Origin of the sequence: Frankia sp. EI5c (assembly GCF_001636565.1) — a bacterium.
Classification (GTDB): domain Bacteria; phylum Actinomycetota; class Actinomycetes; order Frankiales; family Frankiaceae; genus Parafrankia.
In genome coordinates, this window is sequence record NZ_LRTK01000141.1 from 1 (window position 1) to 6,258 (window position 6,258).

Genomic DNA, 6,258 nt, shown 5'->3' on the forward strand with positions numbered 1-6,258 from the left:
AAATCCAACATCGGCCACACCCAAGCCGCCGCCGGCGCCGCCGGCATCATCAAAATCGTCCAAGCCCTCCACCACCACACACTCCCCCGCACCCTGCACGTCGACGAACCCACCCCCCACGTCGACTGGAACACCGGCAACATCCAACTCCTCNCCCACAACCAGCCCTGGCAACCACGGGAACAACCCCGCCGCGCCGCCGTCTCCTCCTTCGGCATCAGCGGAACCAACGCCCACGTCATCATCGAAGAACCCACCCCCGATCCGACCGCCACCCGTCCAGCGGAGCACCCGCGGACACCGGACGACGAACAGCGGCCACCGCGGGACCCCGGCGGCACCGGCGGCGACGCGGGTGCGGGCGGCAGCCAGGTCGCGGTGCCACCGCCGGTCTGGGTGCTGAGCGCGCACACCCCGTCGGCACTGCGAGCCCGGGCCGCGAGCCTGCGGGAGCACCTGGCGAACCATCCCGAGATCAGTCCGGCCGACGCGGCCCGGCAGCTCGCGCGCACCCGGGCTGCGCTGGAATGGCGGGCATCGTTCGTCACCGCGGCCGACACCGACGCGGCCGACACCGATCCGGCGCACGCCTTGGACCTGCTGTCCCGCGGCGAAGCCGGCCCCGGGCAGGTGACCGGCCGGGTGGTGGGCACCCTGCGCACCGCCTTCCTGTTCACCGGCCAGGGCAGCCAGCGGCCCGGCATGGGCCGCTGGCTGTACGAGGCGTTCCCCGCGTTCGCCGCGGCGTTCGACGAGGTGTCGGCCGCTTTCGCGCCGCACCTGGACCGGCCGCTGCGGGACGTCGTGTTCGCCGAGCCGGGCACGCCCGAGGCGACGTTGCTCGACTCGACCGCCTGGACGCAGCCGGCGCTGTTCGCGCACGAGGTCGCCCTGTTCCGCCTGCTCGCGGGCTGGGGTGTGCGCCCGGACGCGGTGCTGGGCCATTCCATCGGGGCGATCGCCGCCGCGCACGTGGTCGGCGTCTTCTCACTGCCCGACGCGGCGGCGCTGGTCGGCGCCCGGGCGCGACTGATGGCCAGCCTCCCCGCCGGCGGGGCGATGGCCGCCCTGTCCGTCCCGGTGGACGAGGCGAACGCGCTGCTCGCGGACGTCGAGGGGGCCGTGTCGATCGCCGCGGTCAACGGCCCCCGCGCCACCGTGGTCTCCGGGTCGGAGCAGGCGGTGGCCGAGCTTGTGCGGCGGGCCGCCGCGAGCGGCGCACGCACCCGGCGACTGCCCGTCAGCCACGCCTTCCACTCACCGCTGGTCGAACCGATCCTCGCCGAGTTCCGCGAGGTGGTGGCCGGGATGACGGTCAGCGCGCCCACGGTCACGTTCGTCTCCGACCTGACCGGCGCGGTGGCCTCCGTCGACGAGCTCGCGAGCCCCGACTACTGGGTGCGGCACGCGCGGGAGGCGGTGCGTTTCGCCCCGGGCATCCGCGCGCTGCGGGAGGTGGGCATCCGCGGATTCCTGGAGGTCGGCCCGGACACGGTGCTGACCACGATGGCCGCCGACACCCTGGCCGACACACCCGGGACGGCCGTGGCAGGGGAGGCTCTGGCAGGGGAGGCCGTGACGCTGGCGGCCCAGCGACGCGACCGGCCCGAACCCGACACGCTCGCCGCCGCGCTGGGCGCCCTGTACACCGCGGGCGGCCGCGTCGACTGGTCGGCGTACTTCGGCCCCGGTCCTCGGGTGGAGCTGCCCACCTACCCGTTCCAGCGTTCCCGCTACTGGCTGGCCGCGGTCGCTGCCGGCACCGGCCGTGACCTGGGCGCCGCCGGTCTGGACCAGGGCGGCCACCCGCTGCTGGGCGCCACGCTGGAACTCGCCGACGGCTCCGGCTCGGTACTCACCGGACGGCTCTCACTGGCCGACCACCCCTGGCTGGGTGACCACCGGATCGCGGGGGTGACGGTGGCCCCGGCGACGGCGCTGCTCGGCCTTGCCCTGCACGCCGCCCGGACCGTCGGAGCCGCCCAGGTGGAGGAACTGACCCTGGCGGCACCGCTGGTGGTCCCCGCGCACGGCGCCCTGGCCCTGCAGGTCGTGGTCGGCCGGGCCGACGCCGCCGGCCGGCACCCGCTACACGTCCACACCCGGCCGGACGGTGGACGTCACCCCTGGACCCTCCACGCCAGCGGGCTGCTCGGGCCCGACTCTGCCCACTCCGCGCACACTGCCGACTCCGCGCACACTGCCCACTCCACGCACACTGCCCACTCCACGCACACTGCCCACTCCGCGCGTTCGGCCCAGTCGGCCCCTGCGCCCGAACCGGCGTCCTGGCCACCGGCGGACGCGGTGCGCTTCGGTGGCGGCGACAGCTACGACGAGCTGGCCCGCCTCGGCTACGACTACGGCCCGTTGTTCCGCGGCTTGCGCGCCGCGTGGCGCCGGGGGGACGAACTGTTCGCCGAACTGGTGCCGCCCGGCGTGCCCACCTACGGCGCGGCGCCGCATCCGGCGCTGCTCGACGCCGCCCTGCACCCGCTCGCACTCGCACTCGCACTCGCGGCGGACGCGGAGGCGGAGGCGGAGGTTGCCGACGGGCAGGGGCACGGGATCCGAGTGCCCTTCTCCTGGCACGAAGTACGCGCGGCAGGCGCCGGGTCGTGGGCCGGGCCGCTGCGGGTACGCGTCTCCCCGGCCGGACGGTCCACCGTGCGACTGCTGCTCAGCGATGCGGCGGACGTCCCGCTGCTGTCGGTCGAACGCCTCGCGGTGCGCGTGGCCGACCCGGCAAGTCTGCTCGCCGCGAGCGGACTGGACGGTGCCCTGTACCGACCGGTCTGGGTCCCGCCGGCCGGGGCCGCCCCCGCCCCCGCGGGGACGACCCGGGAACTGGTCGGATGGGAGGCGGCGGAGCGGCTGCTGGCGGAGCCCGCCGACGGCACCGTGCCGGCGGCGGTGCTGCTGGACGTCTCCGGCCACCCGGCGGAACACGACCCCGCGTCCCCGGAGTCGGCCCGCGGCCTCCTCCGGGCAGCGCTGCGGGTACTGCGCGGATGGCTGGCACACGAGCGGCTGGCGTCGTCCCGGCTGGTGCTGGTGACCCGCGGCGCGGTCGCCACCCGTACCCGTGAGCTCGTCGAAGGGCTTGCCCAGGCCGCGCTGTGGGGCCTGGTCCGCACGGCGCAGACCGAACATCCCGGCGTGTTCACGCTCGTCGACACCGACGGCACGGCGGAGTCCGCGCGGGCGCTGCCTTCGGCGGTGGCGACCGGCGAGGCGCAGATCGCGGTGCGGGCGGGACGTCTGCTGCTGCCCCGGCTCGAAGCTCTTCCCGCACCGGGCACGCCGCCGACGGCGGACACTTCGACCGCACCAGGCGCCGCGACCGGCGAGGCGGCTGGACCGACGCGGCTGTTCCGCCCGGCCGGCACCGTGCTGGTGACCGGTGCCACCGGCGCGCTCGGCGGCCTGATCGCCCGGCGGCTGGTCACCGGGCACGGCGTCCAGCGGCTGCTNCTGACCAGCCGGCGGGGGCCCGACGCCCCCGGCGCGGACACGCTCGTCGAGACGCTCACCGAGCTCGGCGCGCAGGTCCGGCTGGTGGCCTGCGACATTTCGGACGCGGGCGAGCTGCGCCGGCTGCTGGCGGCGATACCGGACGAGCACCCACTCTCGGCCGTCGTGCACGTCGCCGGGGTCACCCAGGACGCGACGCTGGGGGCGCTCGACGCGGGACGGCTCGACGCGGTGCTGCGGCCGAAGGCCGACGCGGCCTGGCTGCTGCACCAGTTGACCAGGGATACGACACTGGACGCCTTCGTGCTGTTCTCGTCGGTCGCGGGTGTGGTCGGCAACGCCGGCCAGGCCAACTACGCCGCCGCCAACGCCTACCTGGACGCGCTCGCCGCCCACCGCCGGGCGCGGCACCTGCCCGCCGTCTCCCTGGCGTGGGGGCTGTGGGAGCAGGAAGGCGGGATGGGCGGGGCGCTGTCCGGCGCCGACCGGGCCCGGATCGCGCGCGGCGGCGTCCGGCCGCTGAGCGAACGGGACGGGCTGGCGCTGTTCGACGCCGCTCTGACCGCCGACGCGCCGGTGCTGGTTCCGGCACGTTTCGACCTCGGCGCGCTGCGCACGGCCGCCCGGGAACGGCGGCTGGCCCCGCCGTTGCGCGGGCTGCTGCCCGCCGGTCTCGCGGCGGACGAGGCCGCCGGCCCGGCAGCGGGTGCCCGCGGAGCCGCTACCGGCGGTTCCGACAGCCTGCCCCCGAACGGCACCGCGGCAAACGGCACCGCGGTGAACGGGGGCGGCCACCACGGCAACGGTGCCGCGGGGGCCGACGGCCACCCCACTCCGCCGTGGCTGCGCCAACTGCGCGAGACACCCGCCCGGGAACGGCCCCGGGTGGCCCGGGAACTGGTGCGCGGCGTGGTCGCCGAGGTGCTCGGGCATCCGGCCGGTTACCCGATCCCGGTCGACCGGGGGCTGCTCGACGTGGGTTTCGACTCGCTCACCGCGGTGGAACTGCGCAACCGGCTGGGGGCCACCACCGGCCTGCGTCTCCCGACGATGCTGCTGTTCGACCACCCGACGGTCGAGGCACTCGCCACGCACCTGCTGGCCGAGCTCGCCGGGGCGCTGCCCGGCGGCGCGGCCGACGCGCTGGCACGCCTGGACGAGCTGGAGGCAGTCCTCGCCGACGCCGGGCCGGCCGGCTCCGTCGACGCGCTGCATGAACAGCTGGCCACCCGGCTGTCCGCACTGCTCGCCCGCTTCGGCCCGGGCCTGGCGGGCAGTGCCCCGACCCTCGCTCCCGCCGCTTCCGCCGCTTCCGCCGCTTCCGCCGCTCCCGCCCTCGACGCGGCCTCGGACGACGAACTGTTCGAGCTCATCGACGGGCACCTCGGAGCCGACTGACCACCACGCCGGCAACCCGCCGGTGAACCGGCCCACGACCCGCTGTCGAACGCCCGGGCGGCTCCTCGCCCGCCGGACGCAGAGAGGTGACGTCCCATGACGAACGAGGCGAATACCGCCACGGAGACCCGGCTGCGCGACTACCTGAAGCGGGTCACCAGCGACCTGCTCAGCACCCGGGCACGGCTGTCCGAGCTCGAGGCCGAGCGCACCGAACCGATCGCGATCGTCGGCATGGCCTGCCGCTACCCGGGCGGGGTCCGCTCACCCGAGGACCTGTGGCGGGTGGTCTCCTCCGGCACCGACGCGATCTCGCCCTTCCCCGACAACCGCGGGTGGGACGTCGCCAGCCTGTTCGACCCGGATCCGGAGCNGGTCGGGCACACCTATGCCCGCGAGGGCGGGTTCCTGCACGACGCCGATCTGTTCGACCCGGCGTTCTTCGGCATCTCCCCCCGCGAGGCGACCGCCATGGACCCCCAGCAGCGACTGCTGCTGGAAACCTCCTGGGAGGCGTTCGAACGCGCCGGCATCGCCCCCGACACCCTGCGCGGCTCCCGCACCGGCGTCTTCGCCGGCGTCATGTACAGCGACTACGGCGGACGGATCCGGAAGGCCCCGGACGGGCTCGAAGGGTACGTGGGCATCGGCAGCGCCGGGTCGGTCGCCTCGGGGCGCATCTCCTACACGTTCGGGCTGGAGGGCCCGGCGGTCACCGTCGACACCGCCTGCTCCTCCTCACTGGTCGCCCTGCACCTCGCCGCGCAGTCACTGCGCCGCGGCGAATGCGACCTCGCCCTCGCCGGCGGCGCCACCGTGATCGCGACTCCCGGGCTGTTCGTGGAGTTCAGCCGGCAGCGCGGGCTGTCACCGGACGGACGGTGCAAGGCGTTCTCGGCCGCCGCGGACGGCACCGGCTGGGGTGAGGGAGTCGGTCTGCTGCTGGTGGAGCGGCTTTCCGACGCCCGGCGCAACAACCACCCGGTGCTCGCCGTCGTCCGCGGCTCGGCCGTGAACCAGGACGGCACCAGCGGCCAGCTCTCGGCTCCCAACGGGCCCTCCCAGCAGCGGGTGATCCGCCGGGCCCTCGCCGACGCCGGCCTCACCCCCACCGACATCGACGCCGTCGAAGCCCACGGCACCGGCACCCGCCTCGGCGACCCCATCGAAGCCCAAGCCCTGCTCGCCACCTACGGCAAGGACCGCCCGGCAGACCGGCCGTTGTGGCTCGGCAGCCTCAAGTCCAACATCGGCCACACCCAGAGCAGGCGGAATCATCAAAATCGTCCAGGCCCTCCACCACCACACACTCCCCCGCACCCTGCACGTCGACGAACCCACCCCCCACGTCGACTGGAACACCGGCAACATCCAACTCCTCACCCA

The 6,258-nt window shown here is 75.3% G+C and carries 2 protein-coding genes and 3 pseudogenes; all 5 read left to right on the top strand.

Translation table 11 applies throughout. The features are described from left to right. Positions 1 to 9 precede the first annotated feature (9 nt). Positions 10 to 153 (top strand): annotated as a pseudogene (locus UG55_RS48400) (polyketide synthase); the annotation flags it as partial. Between the two features lies 1 nt (position 154). After that, positions 155 to 3,473: pseudogene (locus tag UG55_RS48405) on the top strand (acyltransferase domain-containing protein); the annotation flags it as partial. A gap of 1 nt (position 3,474) precedes the next feature. Next, positions 3,475 to 4,872 (top strand): SDR family NAD(P)-dependent oxidoreductase, encoded by a 1,398-nt coding sequence (locus UG55_RS48410; RefSeq protein WP_396231030.1) that lies wholly within the window; start codon positions 3,475 to 3,477, stop codon positions 4,870 to 4,872. A 96-nt stretch (positions 4,873 to 4,968) separates the two neighbouring features. Then, positions 4,969 to 5,245: beta-ketoacyl synthase N-terminal-like domain-containing protein (locus UG55_RS44830; RefSeq protein WP_242425159.1), on the top strand; the 277-nt coding region annotated here is incomplete at its 3' end. A 1-nt stretch (position 5,246) separates the two neighbouring features. Next, positions 5,247 to 6,258: pseudogene (locus UG55_RS26590) on the top strand (beta-ketoacyl synthase N-terminal-like domain-containing protein); the annotation flags it as partial.